14 protein-coding genes are annotated in these 18,506 nt (G+C 61.0%); 3 read left to right on the forward strand and 11 right to left on the reverse strand.

Features of this window, described 5'->3' with window-relative positions; all coding sequences use genetic code 11:
• From AB7E65_RS03495 to nadA, 11 genes are all read right to left on the reverse strand, one after another.
• The coding region (locus AB7E65_RS03495) for an efflux RND transporter periplasmic adaptor subunit (protein ID WP_428745279.1) at positions 1 to 631 on the reverse strand (631 nt) is incomplete at its 3' end.
• Positions 631 to 2,142 (reverse strand): efflux transporter outer membrane subunit, encoded by a 1,512-nt coding sequence (locus AB7E65_RS03500; protein ID WP_072286628.1) that lies wholly within the window; start codon positions 2,140 to 2,142, stop codon positions 631 to 633. The genes AB7E65_RS03500 and AB7E65_RS03495, both read right to left, overlap by 1 nt.
• Before the next feature lie 194 nt (positions 2,143 to 2,336).
• Positions 2,337 to 3,413, reverse strand: a complete 1,077-nt coding sequence (locus AB7E65_RS03505; RefSeq protein ID WP_320360736.1) for an AI-2E family transporter — start codon at positions 3,411 to 3,413, stop codon at positions 2,337 to 2,339.
• A gap of 160 nt (positions 3,414 to 3,573) precedes the next feature.
• Positions 3,574 to 4,230 (reverse strand): potassium channel family protein, encoded by a 657-nt coding sequence (locus tag AB7E65_RS03510; protein WP_072286627.1) that lies wholly within the window; start codon positions 4,228 to 4,230, stop codon positions 3,574 to 3,576.
• A 31-nt stretch (positions 4,231 to 4,261) separates the two neighbouring features.
• The gene (locus AB7E65_RS03515; protein WP_072286626.1) at positions 4,262 to 5,647 is read right to left on the reverse strand and encodes a TrkH family potassium uptake protein; all 1,386 of its coding nucleotides are present in this window, start codon (positions 5,645 to 5,647) and stop codon (positions 4,262 to 4,264) included.
• A 66-nt stretch (positions 5,648 to 5,713) separates the two neighbouring features.
• A complete protein-coding gene (uvrA, locus tag AB7E65_RS03520; protein ID WP_428745280.1) occupies positions 5,714 to 8,527 on the reverse strand; it encodes an excinuclease ABC subunit UvrA in 2,814 nt (937 codons plus the stop codon).
• Positions 8,528 to 8,663: 136 nt separating this feature from the next.
• Complete coding sequence (gene pdxA, locus AB7E65_RS03525; RefSeq protein ID WP_072288064.1) at positions 8,664 to 9,671, reverse strand: 4-hydroxythreonine-4-phosphate dehydrogenase PdxA; 1,008 nt, start codon at positions 9,669 to 9,671, stop codon at positions 8,664 to 8,666.
• Between the two features lie 5 nt (positions 9,672 to 9,676).
• Positions 9,677 to 10,624, reverse strand: a complete 948-nt coding sequence (locus tag AB7E65_RS03530) for a SurA N-terminal domain-containing protein (protein WP_320360738.1) — start codon at positions 10,622 to 10,624, stop codon at positions 9,677 to 9,679.
• 62 nt (positions 10,625 to 10,686) lie between these two features.
• Positions 10,687 to 11,649 carry a peptidylprolyl isomerase gene (locus tag AB7E65_RS03535; protein ID WP_428745281.1) on the reverse strand — a complete coding sequence of 321 codons (963 nt, stop codon included), beginning with the start codon at positions 11,647 to 11,649 and terminating at the stop codon, positions 10,687 to 10,689.
• A gap of 69 nt (positions 11,650 to 11,718) precedes the next feature.
• Positions 11,719 to 15,204 carry a transcription-repair coupling factor gene (mfd, locus tag AB7E65_RS03540; protein ID WP_428745282.1) on the reverse strand — a complete coding sequence of 1,162 codons (3,486 nt, stop codon included), beginning with the start codon at positions 15,202 to 15,204 and terminating at the stop codon, positions 11,719 to 11,721.
• Between the two features lie 63 nt (positions 15,205 to 15,267).
• Positions 15,268 to 16,182 carry a quinolinate synthase NadA gene (gene nadA / locus AB7E65_RS03545; RefSeq protein ID WP_072286622.1) on the reverse strand — a complete coding sequence of 305 codons (915 nt, stop codon included), beginning with the start codon at positions 16,180 to 16,182 and terminating at the stop codon, positions 15,268 to 15,270.
• Positions 16,183 to 16,369: 187 nt separating this feature from the next.
• On the opposite strand from nadA, the gene AB7E65_RS03550 reads away from it, so the two are divergent.
• The 3 genes from AB7E65_RS03550 to AB7E65_RS03560 form a co-directional block, all read left to right on the forward strand.
• A complete protein-coding gene (locus AB7E65_RS03550; RefSeq protein ID WP_072286621.1) occupies positions 16,370 to 16,639 on the forward strand; it encodes a twin-arginine translocase TatA/TatE family subunit in 270 nt (89 codons plus the stop codon).
• Complete coding sequence (gene tatC, locus AB7E65_RS03555) at positions 16,632 to 17,351, forward strand: twin-arginine translocase subunit TatC (RefSeq protein WP_072286620.1); 720 nt, start codon at positions 16,632 to 16,634, stop codon at positions 17,349 to 17,351. The genes AB7E65_RS03550 and tatC overlap by 8 nt, the downstream gene beginning before the upstream one ends.
• 29 nt (positions 17,352 to 17,380) lie before the next feature.
• A partial coding sequence (locus AB7E65_RS03560; protein WP_428745283.1) for a CHASE domain-containing protein occupies positions 17,381 to 18,506 on the forward strand: 1,126 nt, incomplete at its 3' end.

Genomic DNA, 18,506 nt, shown 5'->3' on the forward strand with positions numbered 1-18,506 from the left:
CGGGACTGATGTTGACAATGGTGGCCAACAGGGTTTTTTCAGTCGCTCCGACCAGATTGCCGACATCCACAAACCGCCGGCCTATGCGACCGCTGATGGGAGAGCGGACCTGGGTATAGGAAAGATCAAGCCGGGCGGTCTCTATGGCGGCACGTGCCGCGTCAATAGCTGCCGCGGCCTGATCCCGCAATGCCTGAGCTTCGATCACTTCCACTTCACTCACCGCCTGATCCTCAAACGCGCTTTGCTTGCGTTTCAGGGTCGCTTCAGCCAGCCGCAGCTCGGCCTGGCGGGTCGCCAGGTTCGCCCGGGCCTCGTCAAGCCGGGCCTGATAAGGCTTGGGGTCGATGGTAAACAGGAGCTGGCCCTGTTTGACGAAGTCGGCGTCATTGAAATGAATCTTTTCAAGATAGCCCTCCACCCTGGCCCGGATTTCCACCGATTCCACAGCATGGGTCTGTCCGGAATACTGGGCGTAGTGGGTAATGTCTTTCCTCTGAGGAAAAGCCACCGTAACCGCGGGAGGCGGCGGAGCGACAAAAGTGTTTTTCTCACGGCATCCGGTCGTAAGTGACAGGGCCGCCAGCAGTAACCCCAAACAGACTTTGTTCGTTCTGATAATCCTGACCATTATTTTTTCTCCTCGGAGGGGGGTTCCAACGATTTTTCGGTTGCAAGGTTTTCTGCCGGATCCCAGCCGCCGCCCAGCGCCTTGTACAACTGCACCAGATAGATGGAGGTGTTGCCACGCGCGGCAGCCAGCTGATTTTCGTTAGCGAACAGGGAGCGTTGCGCATCGAGAACATTCTGGAAATCGACCAGGCCGTCGCGGTACAAACGCGTGGCCAGCTTCAGGGAGCGTTGCGCGGCCTGTACCGAACGCTCCAGAGCCGCCAGCCGGGTGCGCTGGTTGAGATACTGGCTGAGGGCGTTCTCCACTTCATTGAGGGCATTGAGAACGCTCTGCTCGTAGGTGAGCAATGCCTGTTCGGTCCTGGCGTCCTGTACGGCTACCTGGGCCCGGACCCGGCCACCATCAAACAGCAGCCAGCGCAGGGTCGGCCCGAAGCCGAAGGCCCGGCTGCCGCCCCGCAGCAGATCTCCGGCATCGATGGCCTCAAAAGCGAAGACGCCGCTCAGGGACAAACGGGGATAGAGATCCGCTTTGGCGACGCCGATACGTGCGGTCTGGGCCGCCAATTGGCGCTCGGCACGGCGAATATCGGGGCGCTGTCGCAACAGCTCGGCAGGGACACCGATGGCGACCTGGGGTGGTGGCACCGGAATCGGCGCCGGTTGCCGAAGTTGCCCGGAAAGTGTCCCGGGGGCCTGGCCCAGCAATACCGCCAGGGTGTTGATGGACCGGGTCAGGCCAACCTGCAACGGCGGAACCTCCGCCTGGGACGCGGCCAGCACCTGCTCTGCCTGGGCCACGTCAAGGCCGGTGGCCAGTCCGTTGCGAAAACGCGAACGGGTCAATTTCAGAACCTGCTGCTGGGATTCTATGTTGCCCTGCGTCGCCGTCAGCCGCGCCTGGTAGGTACGGATATCGAAATAGGTACGGGCCACCTCGGCAAACACGCTGATCAGCACATCGCGACGATCTTCTTCGCTGGCCATGAACTCAGCCCGGGCCGCTTCCGTCGAACGGCTGATGCGACCGAACAGGTCGATCTCCCAACTGGCATCGAGTCCCGCGCTGTACAGGGTTTCGGTGCTGGCACCGGCTCCGTACAAACCGTTTTCGCTGGAACGCTGACGCACGGCGCTGCCTTCGGCATCGGCCCGGGGCCACCATTCTCCCCGCGCCACGCCAAGGCTGGCGCGCGCTTCGCGGATACGGGCCACGGCCTGCCGAACATCCAGATTGTGGCGCGCAGCCTGTTCGATGAATCCGTCGAGCAGCGGATCTCCGAAGGAGCTCCACCAGGCAACGGTTACAGCGCGTTCCGGGGTCAGGGTGATATCCTGCCCCTGTTGCCAGGCCTCGGGCATGGAGGTTTCGGGGGGCGTGTAATCCGGACCGACGGCGAGACAGCCGGTCAGCAGCAATAATCCCAGCATGCCGGCGACCTTATCGGCCCATCGCGGTACGCAGCGACGCCAAAAACTGCTTTTTGTTTCCATTTTTTCAACTCTCATGGTGGCCCTCGATGAATGGGAGCGGGGAAGGGAAGGAAACAAACATACACGAATGTATTTTTTTGTTCAAACAAAATAATTCGGGTACGACCATGGTCGTACCCGATGTAAAGATATGGGCAAGGAGACGGGAATCGTATTTCTGGCTGTTGCCCGCGCGGGCGCCTGCCATGAACAGGCCGCCACCGGGAATTTCAAGGTTTATGGCGTGTCTCTGGCGGACTTTTTTCCGAAGCGGCATCCTGGTTCGGAAGCACCGCCGGCCCCAGCAGCACGGCAACCCACCGCGTATCTTCATGGCTGTCCAGGGCGATTTTGGCGGTAATGGTCAACGGAACCGACAACAACATGCCGACCGGACCGAGCAGCCATCCCCAGAACAACAGTGACAGGAACACGATCAGTGGCGAGAGACCAAGGCCATGCCCCATGAAGCGCGGTTCGAGAATATTGCCCATGATCAGGTTGATGGCCAGATACCCGAGGCCGGCAAACAGGGCCTGCCAGGGACCCAGTTGCACCATGGCAAGCAATACGGCCGGCACGGCGGCGATGATCGAACCGATATTGGGCACATAATTGAGCAGAAACGCCAGCAGGCCCCACAGCAATGGAAAATCGACGCCGATCACCACCAGCACCAGAGTGACCAGCAGGCCGGTGATCAGGCTTACGATGGTTTTGATGGCCATGTAGTGCTGAAGGTTGCGCACGAAACTGTCGAAGCCCCCGAATCGGCGGGAGGGACCAAGCACCGTACGCAGCTTGGCTGGCATGCCGGACGCTTCCAGCAGCATGAAGATGACGGTCATCAGGACCAGGACGCCGTTGGCAAGCATGTTGGTGATGGCATTGAACAGGGTGGCGACCAGCTTCATGACCGCGCCCGGGTCGAAAGCCTCGCTCAGGGCCGGACCGGACAGATGAATGTTTATACTGTCCAGCCATGCAATCAGGGTATCGAGCAACTGGCGAAGCCTGTTTTCGTACAAAGGCAGGTTTTCGGAGAAGGCGGCGACGGAAGTTCCCACCAGGCCGGCCAGCAACAGACCGGCCAGAAACACCGCCAGCATGACGATGGTCAGCGCCAGCCAGACCGGCAGGCCGCGACGCTGAAGCCAGAACATGGGCGAAGCACCAAGGATGGCGATGAAGGCGGAAAGCAGGAAAGGAACCAGAATCACCTTGCCGGCATTCAGCCCGGCGGCGACAATCACCAGGCTGGCAAGAGTGACAAAAACGCTGGAAACGCTGACGGAAGGAGGTGCCATAAATGTGTCCCGAAGTCCGATGCGGAAAAAAACAGCAGGGCGAATAAGCGGGGGCCTGCCGCTGGCCCGTGGGTCAGAACCGCCGGCGGCAAATTTTTTCAATCATAGCTTTTCACCGACCGCGCGAAACGACCACCGCGCGCCATCCTCCATCACGCCGTCATTTGTTCTGACAGGCTTTTTCCACATCTTCCGCCTTGCCGATCACCACCAGCAGGTCACTGTCCTTGATGACGTGGGTCGGTGGCGGCAGCGTGTTGAAATCGCCGGTCAGCATGTCGCGGATGCCAATCACGGTGACATGATATTTGCGGCGCAGATCGAGATTGATGAGGTTCTTGCCGATAAAATGGTTCGGCGGCGCCACCTCGGTGATGGAATAATCCTCGGCGATGGGAATGAATTCGAGGATATTGGAGGAACAAAGGCCCTTGGCGGTTTTAATGGCCATGTCCTTTTCCGGAAAGATAATGTCGGTTGCGCCGACTTTTTCCAGAATGCGTCCATGGTCCTCATCGATGGCCTTGACCAGGATACGCGGGACGTTCATTTCCTTCAGGTGCAGGGTGATCAGAGTCGACAGGTGGGAACGCTCGCCGGTAGAAAGGATCACCGCGTCCATTTCCCCGACCCCCTGGCCCTTGAGAAACTCCTTGTTGGAAGCATCTCCGAAGATGGCATAGGACGATGAGTTTTTGATGCGCTGGACCTTGTCCTGGTTGAGATCGATGGCAATGACCTCATGACCTTCCTCGTAAAGGGTCTTGGCGACGTGAAAACCGAAATTCCCCAGACCTATGACGCAAAATCGTTTCATGACGAAAAACTCCCGGACGGATGGATGTTGATCAGCCGATCATGATGTTCTCTTCGGCGTAGTGCACAGGAACGGCTGCCTTGCGGGACCGCTGGATCATGGTGAAAGCCACGGTGAGCAAACCGATGCGCCCGATGAACATCAGCAGGATAACAATCAGCTTGCCGGCCGGCACCAGTTTGGCGGTGGCACCGAGAGACAGGCCGACGGTGGCAAAAGCCGAAACGGCCTCGAAGGCATATTCCAGAAACGCGCCGCGACTGGCCATGGCCGGCAGGCCCTGCATCTGTACCGCCAGCAGGGAAAACACCGCCAAAGCGATGAACAGCAGGGCTGTCATGACCAGGGTCAGGGTTTTGTTGACGGCCGCCGCGGGCAGCGTGCGACGAAATACGTTGGTATGGGGATTGCCCTTGAGGCGGCTGTGCATAATGGCCACGAACAACGCCAGGCTGGTGGTTTTGATACCCCCGCCGCAAGATCCCGGCGAGGCACCGACAAACATCAGGAACATAATCAGAAACAGGGTCGGCACCTCGAACAGGTTGAGGTCGATGGAGTTGAAACCGGCGGTGCGGGAGGTGACCGATTGAAACAGGGCTACCCAGAACCCCTCAGCTGCTCCCATCGATTTCAGGGATGCAGAGGCTTCGAGCAGGCCGATCAGCAGGGCGCCCCCAACGATCAGAATGGCGCTGGTCATGAATACCAGGCGCGAATGCAGAGACAGCCGCCGGCGGCGTTTCCGCGACCGCTGGCGGTTCTGGCTCAGATCGAAGGTCTCCTTGATGACCAGAAAGCCGATGCCGCCGAGAATGATCAGCGCCATCAGGGTGATATTGACCAGCGGTTCGGCGCGATAACCGATCATGCTGTCGGCATACAGGGCGAATCCCGCGTTGCAAAACGCGGATATACTATGAAAAACGGCGCTGTAAATCCCCTTTCCCCATCCCATGCGGGGCACGAAGGCAACCGCCAGCAACGCCGCCCCGGCCGCTTCGATAACCAGGGTATAGCGGAAAATACTGCGCACCAGATCGCGCAGCGAATCGACCGGCGTATGCAGCAGGGTCTCCTGGATAACCCAGCGGTCGCGAATGCCGACCCCCATGCCCAGATAGAAAAACAGATACACGGAAAAAGTGGTGATGCCAAGCCCCCCGACCTGGATCAGCATCAGCACCACCAGCTGGCCGAACAGGGTGAGCCTGGTGCCGGTGTCAACAACCACCAGACCGGTGACGCACTGCGCCGAAGTGGCGGTAAACAGCGCATCCAGGAATGACAACGGCTCGCCGTTGGCGGCAATGGGCAGGGTCAACAGGGCGCCGCCAAGCACTATGGCGCAAGCATAATACAAAATAAGCGCCCAGCCTGGGTCCAGGTTCTTGACTGCGAGCAATGAGCGTTTCATGAAGATTCGTCCTTGCGATCGTGGCGATAGGCAAGCATCAGAAGTCGGATGCGACACAAGCCCGGATTACAGGTTGAGGTAAGGCCGCAGATAGCGCCCGGTATAGGAGGCGGAACAGCGCGCCACGTCTTCCGGCGTTCCGCAGACCACGATCTCGCCACCGCGACTGCCGCCTTCCGGACCCAGATCGATGATGTGATCGGCGGTCTTGATGACGTCGAGGTTATGCTCGATGACGACCACCGTATTGCCGGCATCGACCAGCCGGTGCAGCACGTCCAGCAATTTGTGGATATCGGCAAAATGCAGGCCGGTGGTCGGTTCGTCAAGAATGTAAATGGTGCGGCCGGTACCACGCTTGCCCAGCTCCTTGGCCAGCTTGACCCGCTGCGCTTCCCCCCCCGAAAGGGTGGTGGCACTCTGCCCCAGCTTGATGTAGCCCAGGCCCACATCGCGCAGCATTTCCAGCTTGTTGCGGATGCGGGGAATGTTTTCCATGAAAACCAGGGCCTGGTTGACTGTCATGTCGAGCACTTCCGCAATGTTCTTGCCCTTGTAGCGCACTTCGAGAGTCTCGCGATTGTAGCGCGCGCCCTTGCAGACCTCGCACTGCACATAGACATCCGGCAGGAAATGCATTTCGATCTTGAGGATCCCCTCGCCCTGACAGGCTTCGCAGCGGCCGCCCTTGACGTTGAAGGAAAACCGCCCCGGCTTGTAGCCGCGCAGTTTGGCCTCCGGCAACTGGGCAAACAGGTCGCGAATCTCTGTAAAAACGCCACTGTAGGTCGCCGGATTGGAACGCGGCGTGCGGCCGATGGGCGACTGGTCGATGTCGATAACCTTGTCGAGATGCTCCAGCCCGCGGATGTCGTCGACCCTGCCGGCCTTGTCCCGGGAGCGGTAGAGTCGCTGGGACAGGGCCTTGAACAGGGTGTCGATGATCAAAGTCGACTTTCCGGAGCCCGATACCCCGGTGACGCAGGTCATCACCCCCAGGGGGATGGCGGCATCGATGCCTTTGAGGTTGTTTTCCCGCGCTCCGACAATCCGCAGACTGCGTTCGCCGCGGCGGCGTTCCGCCGGCAGGGGAATGGTCAGGGCGCCGGACAGGTAGCGGCCGGTAAGGGAAGAGGGATCGTCGAGGATTTCCTGCGGCGTGCCCTGGGAGACAATCTCGCCGCCGTGGACCCCGGCGCCCGGCCCCATGTCGATGACATGATCCGCTTCGAGAATGGTCTCTTCATCGTGCTCCACCACCAGCACCGTATTGCCCAGATCGCGCAGCCGCTTGAGGGTATCGATGAGACGGCGGTTGTCCCTCTGATGCAGGCCGATGGACGGTTCGTCGAGGATATACAGCACCCCGACCAGCGACGAGCCGACCTGGGTGGCCAGGCGGATTCGTTGCCCCTCGCCGCCCGACAGGGTGCCCGAAGCCCGGTCCAGGCTCAGGTAGTCGAGTCCCACATAGGTCAGAAACGACAGCCGCTCACGGATCTCCTTCAGAATCCGGCGGGCGATCTCGAATTCCTTGTCGGTCAGGCGCAGTTCCGCGAAAAAGCGCTCAGCCTTATGGATGGAGAGGGCGCAGACTTCCTGAATGTTGCTGCCGCCGACCCGCACAAACAGGGATTCCGGACGCAGACGCGCACCCTGGCAGGTCGGGCAGGGCATGACGTTCATGAAGCGTTCGAGGTTTTCCCGCACGCGGTCCGAGTCGGATTCACGGTAGCGCCGCTCCAGATTGGGGATAATCCCCTCGAAGGGCTTCTCGAAATAGTGGCGCCGCTCGCCCTGATCGTAAAAAAAACGCACCTGTTCCTTGCCCGAGCCGTACAGCAGAATCTGGCGTATGCGCTCCGGCAGGCGGGCAAAAGGGGTATTGATGTCGAACCCGTAATGGTCGGCCAGTGCTTCCAGCAGCTGATGGTAGTAAAAACCGGTGCGGGTCTCCCAGGGCACCACGGCGCCTTCGCGCAGAGAAAGCTCCGGGTTGGGAACCACCTCCTCGGGATCGAAATACATCCGCGTACCGAGCCCCGAACAGTCCGGGCACGCCCCGTAGGGATTGTTGAAGGAGAACATGCGCGGCGTGATTTCCGGATAGGAGATGCCGCAATCGGCGCAGGCATGCTGCTCGGAAAACAGGCGGCTTTCTCCGTCGACCTCCTCCACCCGCACAATGCCACCGGCCAGGCGCAGGGCGGTTTCAAGCGAATCGGCCAGGCGGCTTTCGATGCCGGGACGCATCACCAGACGGTCGACCACCACCTCCAGTGTATGCTTTTTATTTTTATCCAGGACGATGTCCTCGCCGAGTTCCCGCATCTCACCATCGATACGGATGCGCACGAAACCGTCGGCCTGCAGCTGACGCATCTCCTTGCGATATTCGCCCTTGCGGCCACGCACCATAGGAGCCAGCAGCAGCAGTCGGGTATTTTCCGGCAGGGTCATGATACGGTCGACCATCTGCTGCACCGTCCAGGAGGCGATCTCCTTGCCGCAACCGTGGCAGTGGATGCGGCCGACGCGGGCGAACAGCAGCCGCAGGTAATCGTAGATCTCGGTAACGGTGCCGACGGTGGAACGCGGATTTTTGGAGGTGGTTTTCTGCTCGATGGAAATGGCCGGAGACAAACCCTCGATGCTTTCAACGTCGGGCTTGGACATCTGTTCGAGAAACTGCCGGGCATAGGCCGAAAGGCTCTCCACGTAGCGTCGCTGGCCCTCGGCATACAGTGTGTCGAAGGCCAGGGTGCTCTTGCCCGATCCGGACACGCCGGTGATCACCACCAGCTTGTCCCGAGGGATGGTGACGTCGATGCCCTTGAGGTTATGCTCACAGGCGCCTTTGATGATGATGGTTTTGCTCATAATACGTCCATCGATTCGTCCGGAGGTGAAACCCCGCAGGGGCAAACCCATGTGTTTGACCTCGGCGGCCCACCTGCGGCACTCACCCGAAATGGGCGGACACGCAGGGCTGCCGGCACAGCCGCAAGGCGGGCGGTTACAGCCCCGCAGGGGCCATCCGGGCGGCCATTTTCACCGCCTCGACCAGACTGCGGCAATCCGCCTTGCCGGTGCCGGCCAGATCGTAGGCCGTGCCGTGGTCGACCGAGGTGCGGATGATGGGCAGGCCCAGCGTCGTATTGACGCCGTCCTCGAAATGCAGCAGCTTCAGCGGAATCAGCCCCTGGTCGTGATACATGCAGATGACCGCGTCGTAGTCGCCGCGAACGGCGAAATGGAACAGGGCATCGGCACTGTGGGGGCCGCTGGCGCTGATGCCAAGGCGGCGCGCCGCGTCGATGGCCGGGGCGATGATGCGGGATTCCTCGTCGCCGAAACGGCCGCCTTCCCCGGCATGGGGATTGAGGGCCAGCACTGCCAGGCGCGGCCGGGAGCAAGCGAAAAAGCGGCGGAAGGCAGCATCGGCAATACGTATGGTGGAAAGAATTTCGTCACGATTCAGCGCCGCGGGGACATCCCTGATGGCCAGATGGGTCGTGACCAGGCAGACCTTGAGGCGGCTGCCGCCGAGCATCATCACCACCTTGTCGACCTTGCAGCGGCGGGCCAGCAGCTCGGTGTGACCGGGCGCGTCGCAACCGGCGGCCAGAATCGCCTGCTTGTTGATGGGCCCTGTGATCATGGCTGCCGCCTCCCCGGCAAGGCAGCGGTCGCAGGCCCAGGTGATGTAATCGAGCATGGCCCGACCGCAGGCCGCATCCGGCCGGCCAGCGACCAGCTGCCCGGCAGGCAGGCGCGACAGGGCGCGGATCGCCATCCGCCGGCCCTTGCCAACCAGCATGTGGCTGGCCGGTCCCTCGCGGCTTTCGGTCAGAACGCAGTCGGCATCATACAGGCAGGCCGCCCGGTGCAGAATCCCCGGGTCCCCGGCTGTCAGCAGGGGACGATTTACCGTCTCGAAATGACCTTCGAGCCAGGCCCTCGCGATAATTTCCGGACCGACACCCGTCGGATCGCCCATGGTCAGGATCAAGGGCTGGCGCATGACGCTCACAGACGTTTCTCGATATCGGCACTGTCACGCAGATTCCGGGTCCACTCGGAAAGGGCCGAGGCGCGTTTGTCTTCCAGCAGCTTGTCTCTGATCTGGTCCCTGACCGATTCGAAGGTGCGGGTTTCGCCGGTGCTGCGTTCTTCCAGGCGCAGGATATGGAATCCCTCGGCGGTTTCGATGACGCCGGAAACCTGGCCAGCCGAAAGGTCACTGACTGCCCGGTTAAAGCTGTCGCTCAGGGTGCCTTCGGGGATCTCCCCCATATCGCCGCCATCCACCCCGGGGGTCGTGGCATGCTGCATCAGGATCTCATGGAAATCCTTCCCCTCAAGCAGCTCGTTGCGGGCCGCTTCGGCCCTGCCGCGCATGGCCTCGACCTCCGCGAAACCGTGCCCGGCGGTGAGTCGGAAGGTCATGCGGCTCAGGCGGATATAGGGTTCGGTGCGAAAATCCTCCATATGGGCGCGATAGTAATCGCGCATTTCCGCATTGGTGACCTCGACCTGGCCCTGGATCTCCCGGCCGACAAGCTTGAAATTGAGCAACTGCTGGCGCAGGCGCTCGCGATATGTCTCAAACGTCATTCCCTGGGCGACCAGCGCCTCCTGGAGTTGTTCGCGGGTGATATTGTTCTGTGCCTGAACATCGTTGATCGCCTGCTCTATGTCCTGCTCCGAGACCTGCAGGCCGAGCTTTTCGATGCGCTGGCGAAGCAGCAGATCCTCGATCATTTTGTCGAGGATCTTGCCGCGCAGCGCGTCCCTCTGGGTTGCCGAAACCTCGTCCTGGCCCTCGGCGGCGAGCAGAGTGTCGACTTCCCGATCAAGCTGGGCGGTGGTGATGATGTCCTGGTTGACAATCGCGGCAATGCGGCTGATGGTTTCGGCCGCCAGCGGCGTAGCGGCCAGCATCAGCGCGGCGGCTATAAGAAAAAAATGTTTCATGAGTGCCGTTCCTCGCAATGGGTTCAGGGTGTCTTGTTTCGGAAGATTCAGCAGAAAACAGGTTACAACAAGGCCCAGTCGACTTCAATAGAGGCCTTTTGCCGCAGGGTCTGCAGCCATTCCTGATACAGACGTTCTTCCTGTTGCCGACTCAGCAGGGCGACGATCTCCTGGCGTACCGTTTCCAGCGCGGGCTGCGAAGGGGGCCGATGCGCCTCGACCAGGAAAATGTGGTAGCCATACTCGGTTTTGACCAGATCGCTGACATGACCAACAGGCAGACCGAATACCGCGGCATCAAATGCTTCGGGCATTTCACCCCGTGCGAAAAGCCCGAGATCTCCGCCCTGTGCGGCATCGGGGGAAACGGAATAACGACGCGCCGCTTCGTCAAAAGGCAGGCCCTGGTGCAACATCCCGAGGACCTTGCGACCCTGGGTCTCATCCGCAACGGTAATCTGCCGGGCCCTTACCTGTTCGGGACGTGAAAAACTCTGCCGGTTGGCCTCGAAGTAAGCGGAAATGTCTGTTTCGTCGACCTTGATCTTGTCTCTGATCATCCGCTGCAGCACTTTTTCGACCAGCAGCTCTTCCTGCAGCAACTGTTTCCACGCATCGGCCGAAAGACCCTTTTTGGCCAGTGTCCGTTCAAATTCGCCGGGCGGATATTGACCAAGATGGTTTTGCACCGCTTTCCCCAACTCCCGGGCGGAAACGCTCAGATGCAGGTTGGCGGCTTCGCCCAGTAGCAACTGGTGGTCGATCAGTTGCGCCAGAAAGGATCGTCTCAGGGCCTGCTCCTCCTGTTCCGGAAGAGCGCGGTCCCTGGGCAGAAGCTGCTCGAACTCATGCTGAAACCGCTCCAGCGAAACCGTGCGGTCGTTAACCGTCAACAGCACCTGGGAAGGCAGCTTTTCCGGACTGCTGCAGGCCGCCGGCAGCAAAAAAAACAACAGGGCAAGGGCGTAAAACCCCCGGCAGGGATTCCCGCGAACGGCGTGCCTGGCAAATGCAACAGATTTCATCGGCTCATCCGACAGGGAAAGGGCGACCGGCATGACCCGGAGCGCATCAGGCTGCAAACGCTAACATAGCTAAACAAGGCCATGCAACGCCTTTCTGGCTTCATCGAGAGCCCCCTCGGCAGGGATTCGCCCGAGCCGTACCGCAAGACGGAAATCGGGTGAAAAGCTGTATTTTCTGGCATCCCGATCCAGCAAGGCGATGATTTTTTCAGGAGCCACAGGGGTGTCTTCCGCAAAAGCCAGAGTCAGAGAGTGCCCGTCATAATCGGCGGAGAGAATGCGCAGCTGCTTGAGCATGACCCGCAACTTCATGACCTCCAGAAGCAGCAAAGCCGGGTCGGGCAAAGCTCCGAAACGGTCGCGCAGTTCATCGGCCAGGGCGTAGAGCGAAGCTTCATCCTCGGCGCAGGCCAATTGCTTGTAAAACACCAGCCGCTGGTTGGGATCGGGAAGATATTTTTCCGGAAAAAACGCGGACAGGCCAAGGCGGATTTCCGGATCGATGCGGTTTTCGCGCTGCTGGCCCTTGAGTTCGGCGATAGTGTCCTCCAGCAGTTCGGCATACATCTCGAAACCGATGGCGGCAATCTGTCCGGATTGTTTGGGACCGAGCAGGTCGCCGGCGCCACGCAGTTCCAGATCGTGGCTGGCGATGCGGAATCCGGCACCGAGTTCGGTCAGTTCGGTGAGCACCCGCAGCCGCTCGCGGGCCTCATGGGTCAGGGCGCTTTCTCCGGGGATCAGCAGATAGGCATAGGCGCGGACATGGGAACGTCCGACCCGGCCGCGCAACTGATAAAGCTGCGCCAGACCAAAACAGTCGGCCCGGTTGACGATAATGGTGTTGACCCGCGGAATGTCCAGGCCGTTTTCAATGATGGTGCTGCAGACCAGCACGTTGGTCCTGCCTTCAATAAAATCCATCATGACCGTTTCCAGTGCCTTTTCGGTCATCTGGCCGTGGCCGACGGCGATTTTCGCCTCGGGAACCAGATTCTGGAGAAATTCGGCCATGGCACCGATGCTCTGGACGCGGTTATGAACGAAGAACACCTGGCCGCCGCGGCGCAGCTCGTTGAGGATCGCCTGACGGATCAGGTCGTCGTCGAAACGGCTGACATAGGTGCGGATCGCCTGGCGGTCGACAGGCGGCGTATCGATGACCGACAGATCGCGCAGCCCCAGCAGGCTCATATGCAGGGTTCTGGGAATAGGGGTAGCGGTCAATGTCAGCAGATCGACTTCGGCCCGAAGTTTTTTCAGCCTCTCTTTGTGAGTGACGCCGAAACGCTGCTCCTCGTCGACAATCAGCAACCCCAGGTTTTTAAAGCGCACATCGCGCTGCAGCAGCCGGTGCGTGCCGATGAGGATATCGATCTTGCCGTCGGCGGTCCGCGCCAGAATCTGTTTCTGGTCGGCGGCGCTGTTCAGCCGCGACAGGGAAGCGACGGAAACCGGCGCATTTTCCAGGCGCTCGGCGAAGGTCTGGCCATGCTGGCGGGCCAGAATCGTGGTTGGCACCAGCACCGCGACCTGTTTACCGTCCAGTGCCGCTTTGTAGGCGGCGCGGATGGCGACTTCGGTCTTTCCGTAGCCGACGTCCCCACAGATGACCCGGTCCATGGGGCGCGGCGCCTGCATATCCGCCAGCACCTCGTTGATCGCAGCCAGCTGATCGGGGGTTTCCTCGTAAGGAAAAGCGGCCTCGAATTCCCGGAACATGGCATCCGGTGGCGAAAAACGGAAGCCCTCGTGCATTTCGCGCCGTGCGTAGATCTGCAGCAGTTCGCGGGCCAGCTCCTCGACCGCCGCGCGGGCCTTGAGCCTGGCTTTTTCCCAGGCGCCTCCGCCCATGCGGTCAAGGCGCGGCGCGGCACCCTCAACCCCGACATACTTCTGAATCTTCTCGATGCGCTCCACCGGCAGATACAGGCGGTCCTTGCCGGCATATTCCAGGTGCAGGAAATCCCCCTCGGCTCCCTGCAGGCACAGATGCCGCAACCCCTGGTAGCGACCGATTCCGTGATCGGCATGCACCACCAGATCACCTTCGCGCAGTTCGGCCAGAGAGGACAGGCGCGCTTTGGCCCGCGCCTCGGCGGCCCCGCTGCGGCGGGTGCGCTGGCCGAAAATCTCTTCTTCGGTGACCACCGCAAGCCGTTCCTCAGGCAGACGGAAGCCAACAGACAGATCGCCCAGGGTAATCACCGGGTGCCCGGGCCGCAGAGCGGAAACCGCAACATCCGGCAGCAGCGGCAGATCCAGACCGCGACCCGCCAGCAGGGACCGCAGGCGATCGGCCTGCCCCTGTTGATGACAGACCAGCAGCAGGCGCCAGGCGTCCTGTTGCCAGGCGAGTATGCGGTCGGCCAGCTGCGCGGCGAGGCCGCCATCCTGCTGTTGCCGGCTGCGCAGGTCGGCGTTGCCATCGGTGCGAAACACCAGCTGCACAGGCGCCTCTTCCAGGTGATACAGCCGCATGGAAGGGATGTCGAGACGTGGCATGCCCCGCAACCGACGATCCATCTCATCGCCTGTCAGGTACAGAGCCTCTCCCGGCAGGTACAGTTCGCCGCGGTCCGCCAGACGGGCTTCGCCCTCGCGAACCTCATCGTCGAGATGGTCTTTCTCCTGGGCGATGGCCGACGGATCGAGGCACACCAGCCGTCCGCCGGGCAGCGAATAATCAAAGATACTGTCCAGACCGTTGTAGCACAGCGGCATAAGAAAGCTGTGCCCCGGTCCCAGCAAGCCCTCGCGCGCCTCTTCCAGAAGGGCTTCTCTGAGGGGGCGGGCAAGCCCCAGACTGTCGGCGCGCTGCTTGAGGTTGCGCGCGAAATTGTCCAGGTACTCGCCGGCCAGGATCATTTCCCGCGCGGGCAGCAGTTCCAGCGCCGGGATTTTCTCGCCGCGCGAACGTTGGCTGATCGGATCGAAGGGGCGCATGCGCTCGATCTGGTCACCGAAAAACTCGATGCGCACCGGTTCCCTGGAAGCCGGGGGAAAAAGATCCAGAAGATCGCCGCGCACCGAAAAGGTGCCGGGATCCTCGACCAGCGGTACGGGATGGTAACCAAGGTCGGCAAGGCGCGACAACAGCGTTTCCCGGGGATGGTGCTCGTTTTCCCGCAGGCAGCCGCGCAAGCGGGCCAGAATGGGACGCGGCATAACCCGTTGCATGGCTGAGCGCACGGTCAGCACCAGAGCCCGGGCACGCCCGTCGGCGAGGACCGCCAGCGCCGCCAGTCGTGCTGCCTCCACCCCTGGATGAGGCAGCAGGGCTTCATAGGGACGCATTTCCCAATGCGGGAGGCAGACAACCTGGCCGGGATTGCCGAGGTAGAAACCAAGATCGGCCGCCATGCGGGTGGCCTGTTCAGGGCTGGCGGCAAGAATCAGTAGCGGCTCAGGGCTATCGGCCAGCAGACGCGCCAGCACAAAGGCGCTGCTGCTGCCGGTCATGCCGAGCAGCTCGGCACGGGGCACATCGTTCAGGGCGCGAGATAATTCTTCCAGGGCCGGATGCCGGTCCATATGGAGGTCAGCAGGTTTCATGCTTCAAAAAGAGAGGGGCGCTGCAACTGCGCCCCGTCCCGTAAAAAAAATGTATCGGTTTGCTCAGTCACGCGGCACCGCCAGCATGCGCTCCAGCGCCCGGCGGGCCTTGTCGGCGGTTTCCGGGGGAACCGTTACCCTCGGCGACATGGATTGCAGGCAAGCCAGCACATCCTCGAGAGTGATGTATTTCATGGTTTTGCAGAAGAGCAGACTGTTGGGCATGATGAACTGCTTGTCGGGGTTTTCCTTGCGCAACCGGTAAAGGATACCCTGCTCCGTGCCGAGAATGAATTTTTTCGCCGGGCTTTTGCGAACATAATCGATCATGCCGCTGGTGGAGGCCACATGATCGGCCATCGCCAGGATCTGCGGCCGGCATTCCGGATGCGCCAGGAACAAGGCGTCGGGATGGGCCTGTTTGGCGGCCAGCACGTCTTCCTCGGGCACCTGGTCGTGATGCGGACAGTAGCCTTCCCAGAAATAGCACTTTTTGTCGGTGTTCGCGGCAATGTAACGGCCCAGATTGCGATCCGGAACCAGGATGACCTCGGCCGCATCCAGTGAATTGACCACCGCCACGGCGTTGGCGCTGGTACAACAGATGTCGCTCTCGGCCTTGACCGCGGCGCTCGAGTTTACGTAGGTCACCACCGGACGGCCGGGAAGTCGGGCTTTCATGGCCCGCAATGCATCCACCTCGACCATGTCGGCCATGGGGCATCCGGCGTCGCTGCGGGGCAACAACACGGTTTTGCCCGGTGCCAGAATGGCGGCGCTCTCCGCCATAAAATGCACACCACACAAAACAATCACCTGTCGGTCGGTGTGCGCCGCCTCGATCGCCATGGCCAGCGAGTCACCGGCCACGTCGGCAATCTCCTGAATTTCGTCACGCTGGTAGAAATGCGCCATGATCAGCGCGTTGCGCTCTTTGGCCAGACGCCGGATTTCATCCTTGAGTTGTCCCGATTCCATTCGCAGCCCTTTCCTTCAGGGGGGTAAACACTGTTATAATGGGGCGCATCATAGTGTAAAACCCCTTGTTTGTCAAACCTTTACCGCTTCGACTCTCTTGACAGCCGGAGCGTTTGCGGCTATTGTCAGGTTGCGCCGATAAATCGGCTACTTTCGACTTTCGTGACCAAGAAAAGAGGTTTCCCGCATGTTCAATATCGGTCCCACCGAACTGCTGCTCATTTTGGCCCTGGCCCTGATCATTCTCGGGCCACGACGCCTTCCGGAGCTGGCCCGAGGCCTGGGCAAGGGGCTGGCCGAATTCAAGCGCGCCACCCGCGAATTGCATGAAGAAGCGGACGATGCGTTTACTGTCCAACAAACGCCGCCCGAAAGCACTGTCGACCAACCGGTCGCCTTGAGCGACACTTCCGATGCACCCCGCCCGCCGAAGGATTCCTCACCCGGTCATGGTTGATCAACCCCTGGTCAGTCATCTTGAAGAGTTGCGGCGCCGTCTGATTTGGTCGGGCGGTGCCTGGCTGCTTGCCACAGTGATCTGTTATGTCTTTGCCGAGACCTTGTTCCAGATCATTTCCGCCCCTTTGCGTCAGGCGCTGCCGGCCGGGAGTTCCCTGGTTTTTATCCAGGCGACCGAACCTTTCTTCACCTATGTGAAACTGGCGGCCATGGCCGGCCTGCTTGCCAGCCTGCCGGTGATTTTCTGGCAGCTATGGGCGTTTGTCGCGCCTGGGCTTTATCCTGGCGAAAAACGTCTGGCGGTACCCTTTGTCGTGGCCAGCAGCGCGTGCTTCGCTATCGGCACCTGGTTTGGCTTCGGCTTTGCCTTTCCCATGGTGTTTCGTTTTCTCATCGGCTACGGCACCGGCATCGGCAACATCAGCGCCATGCTGTCCATGGGCGGATACCTTTCCCTTTCCTGTCGTCTGCTGCTGGCCTTTGGGCTGATCTTCGAGCTGCCGATCATTATCTTTTTCCTGGCCCGTCTCGGCCTGGTCGATCATATCTGGCTCGCGCGCCGGCGCCGCCTGGCGGTGCTGCTGGCGTTTGTCATCGGCGCCATCCTGACGCCCCCCGACATCATTTCCCAGACAGCGATCGCCGGTCCTTTTGTTGTCCTTTATGAACTCGGCATTCTTGTGGCGCGATTTGCCGCAAGACGCGACTGACACCGCTAGCGATAAGAACGGGCAGGTAGATGAGCAAGGGGTTGCGTTTCACGATGGTGCTGACCGTACTGCTGGGCATGAGCCTGGCGGTACTTGCTCCCTTGCGCCTGCGCCACCTCGAACAGCGCGAACTGCGCTCCGATTTTCAGCATGAACTCGACGCCAGGGCGGTGGACCTGGAGCGGGAGCTGCACCTGAACCTGGAAGTGCTGTTCGCCTTTAAAAACCTTTTCATCGCCTCCCGGCAGGTGGAAAAAAAAGAGTTTCACGCCGCAGCCGAAGAGGCCATCGCACGGCATCCGGGGATTCGCGCATTGGTGTGGGTCCCTTATATTGAGGCACCGCAGCGTGCAGCCTTCGAAGCCTCGATACGGGCCGAAGACCCGACCTTTTGCCTGTTCGAACTCTCTGCGCAGGGCCAACCGCGGGTGGCCCCTTCGCGTCGTGCCCATTATCCCATCCTGCACGTGAAAACCACCTTTCCACAGGAACCGCTGATCGGGCTGGACCTGGGCGGAGACCCGGCCTTTTTACGCCTGCTTGACGCTTTACCGGCGCAGGGCTCGGTCCTGGTGGCTGGCCATGCCGGCCTGACTGTCTGGCCGCAGCTAAACGAGGGATTGCTCGGAATTCTGCCCGTCTACGAAGCTCACTCGCCCGGTGCAGTGAACCGGCGGGACCGGCTGCGCGGCGTCATGGTCGGCCTGTTCGATTTCGCCACGCTGCTCCAACGCGCCGACTGGTCGGACTTCCGGTCGCTTTTTATGGCGAGCCTGGTCAACATGGACCCCATCGGAGGCCACACCGAACTGTTCGCTTATCAGCAGCAGCCGCATTCGGACCGTCCCGCGGACGTGTCCTTTGCGCGGGATCTCAAGCTCCTCGGCAACATGCGCTGGCGGCTGCTGGCCCTACCGACCGGCGGCTACTTTCAAAGCCGGCGGAGCGTGGTGCCATGGATGTTCGTGCTGGCCGGCCTCGTGGTTGCCCTGGCGCTGCCACTGTATATGTGGCTGATGGCCCGGCACACCGCAGCCGTCGAGGCGCTGGTAGCGCGTCGTACCCGGCAGCTGGACGAAGCGAACCGCAAACTTGCAAGTCTGTCCCTGACCGACGGCCTGACCGGCATCGCCAACCGCCGCTTTTTCGATGATC

It is taken from the genome of Syntrophotalea sp. (assembly GCF_050253115.1).
GTDB classification, from domain to species: domain Bacteria; phylum Desulfobacterota; class Desulfuromonadia; order Desulfuromonadales; family Syntrophotaleaceae; genus Syntrophotalea; species Syntrophotalea acetylenica.